This is a genomic window from Ruminococcoides bili (assembly GCF_040093295.1).
Classification (GTDB): domain Bacteria; phylum Bacillota; class Clostridia; order Oscillospirales; family Acutalibacteraceae; genus Ruminococcoides; species Ruminococcoides intestinale_A.
The window spans coordinates 1-3,149 of sequence record NZ_JBBNJY010000079.1; the positions used below are offsets into that span (position 1 = coordinate 1).

Below are 3,149 nucleotides of genomic sequence, written 5' to 3' on the forward strand. Positions count from 1 at the left end.
TTGTTATATCGGAAGATTTTTATGGGCGCTGCCCCAACCCGCAATTTTTGAAAAAATTGAGTAAACTTTTTTGTTTTTGGGAGGATAATTTAGCGTTAGCTAAATTTTAATGCCCGACCGACACTCTGCTAAACCACAATTTATGGTGTTTATCTTATGTTTAAAATATAACTCAACATAGATTTATTTCTTTTTTAAAATTATCACATAAAATTCAAATTAAATTTTATATAAGTTCGTTGAAATTTTGTTTATAATATTATATAATAAATGTATTATATATAAGGAATTGATTTTATGTTTAAAAAGATTAAAACTACGTTAGCTTGTTGTTCTGCACTTATGATGCTTTGCGCTGTACCTCTAAATGCAAATGCGGCGGAAGAAGTGAAAATTAACGATGCTGCTTCTGTTGCTGTGGGGGACACATTTACATATTCAATGTATATTGCTGATGCATCAAAAGATGTAATGGGTATGCAGGCATATGTTTTTTATGATACAGATTACCTTGAAATTGACACTGATTCTATTAATTTTGATAATTTGAACGGTGTGATTTATAATGGAAATCTTGACGGATATATGACTTTTAATTTCTCTGATATATCAAATTATGCAAGCTTTTCATCCCGTACACAGCTTGTATCTATGAATTTTAAGGTTAAAAAATCTGGAAATACTAATGTTACATATTTTATTAAAGAAATGTATGACAGCGATATGAATACTCTTACTGCATATACCATAACCTATGATATTAAGTCAGACGGAAAAACTGTTGTTTCAGAAAAAACACCGATTGTTGAAGAAGCGGAAAAATATATAAATACTTACCAGGGAAATTTTATTAATTATATAGACGGTAAAGGAAATGATAATACAGATGAAAAAACGGACCATAAAGCTGTAATCGGCGAAAAAACAACAATGATGCCGCAAAATAACCAAGGCAATACGCAATATGTTGATGTGCAGAAATCGGGTTCGGGTGCATCGGTTACAACGATTGTAATCGTTTGCGGCTTGCTGCTGATAGGCGGAGCAATCGGCGGAGTTATGTATTTCAGACATAAAGAAAATACGAAAAACGGTTTGAATACTGATAGTGACAATATTGACAACGATATGACTTAAAGTGACGAACAGTTTTGACTGTTTATTGCAAAATTAAAAATTGTTTAAAAATTGTTTAAAAATTGTAACTGATTTTTGGTTATTATTACACCCTATAATCGACCTGTTTTTTTGAAAAAGCCTTGATTTTTTGAGCAAATTATTATATAATTGTCATACCGAGTATATCGGAAACATATTTTTATAGGAGGAAATTTCTAATGTCCAAGAAAATCATTAGTCTTATGTTGGCTATGGCTCTTTCTGCTTCAATGGTAGCAGTTGCAGCAGTTAGCGTTTCAGCTGACACAGACAGCGATGGTAACTATGTTCCTTCAGAGGGAACTGAAACATATAGATATTATTTCTATATGCCACAGAGATGGGAAAATGAGTTCACAACATCAACAGGTGCATACTGGTGGGAAGGCACAGATGCTTGCGAAACATGGCAGGATATGTATAAGGTTAAAGAAACTGAGAACGAAAACATTTTCTGTATTGATGTTCCAACGGATGTTCCTAAGCTCATCTTCAACAACTATGTTGACGGCGGTGCAGATCCAGAGGCTCCTCAGTACACAAAGGCTGCTCAGACATCAGATGTTACATGTGTAGACGATGATGGTGAAGAGGCTTGGGGTTACTGGCCTAAAACTGATGAAGACGATCCTAGTAACGAGCTTTATCCGGAAGGTGTCAGAAATTTCAATAACATGATTTATGTTATTGATGAAAACAGAATTGAAGAGAACCCACTCAACCAGAAGCTTACATGCGGCGGTCAGTGGTACTACTACTATGGTAACGGCGAATATGGTTACACACCTGTAAAGGGTGACGGCGCTGTTTACAACACAGAGTATATGTCATTTGAAAAGGCACTTCAGGATAAAAAGGACGGTGTTAAACCAACACCAACAGAGCCTGACTCAACTGTAGCTACAACAGAGGCAGTTGAAACAACAGCTTCAGAGGAAGCTACAACAGCTCCTGCTCCTGTTTCAAAGCCTGCTCTTACAGTAAATGCTAAGTCAAACGTCTTCTCAGATGCTAAGGCTGTGTATGATAACTCAACAAAGCAGGTTACAGTTACTTACTACCTTGGCACAGACAGAGATCTCGTAAACCTTGAGTGGTACTTAAAATTTGATAACACTGTTCTTGAGTATAACAACAAGTCAAACCTTGATGCTACTGGCAAGAAACTCGCCATTATGCCACAGATTCCAAGCGGCTATGTTTTTAATACAAGCCTTCCGGGAAAAATCAATTCTAACGCTTCTGACCTTGGTCTTTACGCAATCGACTCTAAGAAGCCATTTATACAGGTTACATTTGATGTAATCGGTGAGCCTGAAAATGTTGAAACAACTATCGACCTTGACGTAAGAGTTCTTACAACAGGCGAGCTTGACCCCGACAAAATGCAGGTTGATGCTTCAACAATGAACTCGTTCGTAGTTGATTCTGAAATTAAGGATCCTTCAGTTCTTAAGGTTGCTAATACAACTCTTACAGAGTCAACATATGTAGCGCCAACAGTTCCTGAGACAACAAAGGCTCCTGAAACAACTAAGGCTCCTGAGACAACAAAGGCTACTGAAACAACAAAGGCTCCTGAAACAACAAAGGCTACTGAGACAACTAAGGCTTCTGAAACAACAATAGCTCCTGCAACTGAAGATGCTACATCATCGACAGGCGCAACAGTTAAGCCGGGCACAGCTGATACAGCTAATAACGGCAACAACACAACTAACAATGATAACGGCACAGTTAAGACAGGTGACGCTACACTCGCAGTTGTAATTCTTACTCTTCTTGTTTCTGCTACAGGCGTAATGTTCGTCATTCGCAAGAGAGAGATGTTCTAATCTTAATTAGTAATAATTTAGATTTCTTTGGGCTGACCTGACAGGTCAGCCCATTTTTGATATTATGATTAAGAATAAATTTCAGAAAAATTGTGTAAATTATGGTTTAGTAAAATGTTTTACCAAATAATTATAAAAGTTTGGTCAACCTTTTAA

At 36.5% G+C, this 3,149-nt stretch carries 2 protein-coding genes; both read left to right on the forward strand.

Going from position 1 to position 3,149, the window contains the following annotated elements; genetic code table 11:
* Window positions 1-297: 297 nt before the first annotated feature.
* On the forward strand, window positions 298-1,137 hold the full coding sequence (locus AAAY30_RS11355; protein ID WP_252559203.1) for a cohesin domain-containing protein: 840 nt from the start codon (window positions 298-300) through the stop codon (window positions 1,135-1,137).
* A gap of 200 nt (window positions 1,138-1,337) precedes the next feature.
* Window positions 1,338-2,993 carry a hypothetical protein gene (locus AAAY30_RS11360; RefSeq protein WP_443717735.1) on the forward strand — a complete coding sequence of 552 codons (1,656 nt, stop codon included), beginning with the start codon at window positions 1,338-1,340 and terminating at the stop codon, window positions 2,991-2,993.
* The last annotated feature ends 156 nt before the right edge of the window (window positions 2,994-3,149 follow it).

Coding starts and splice junctions, on each gene's coding strand:
- AAAY30_RS11355 (WP_252559203.1), top strand. CDS start 298: ATGTTTAAAAAGATTAAAACTACGTTAGCTTGTTGTTCTGCACTTATG.
- AAAY30_RS11360 (WP_443717735.1), top strand. CDS start 1,338: ATGTCCAAGAAAATCATTAGTCTTATGTTGGCTATGGCTCTTTCTGCT.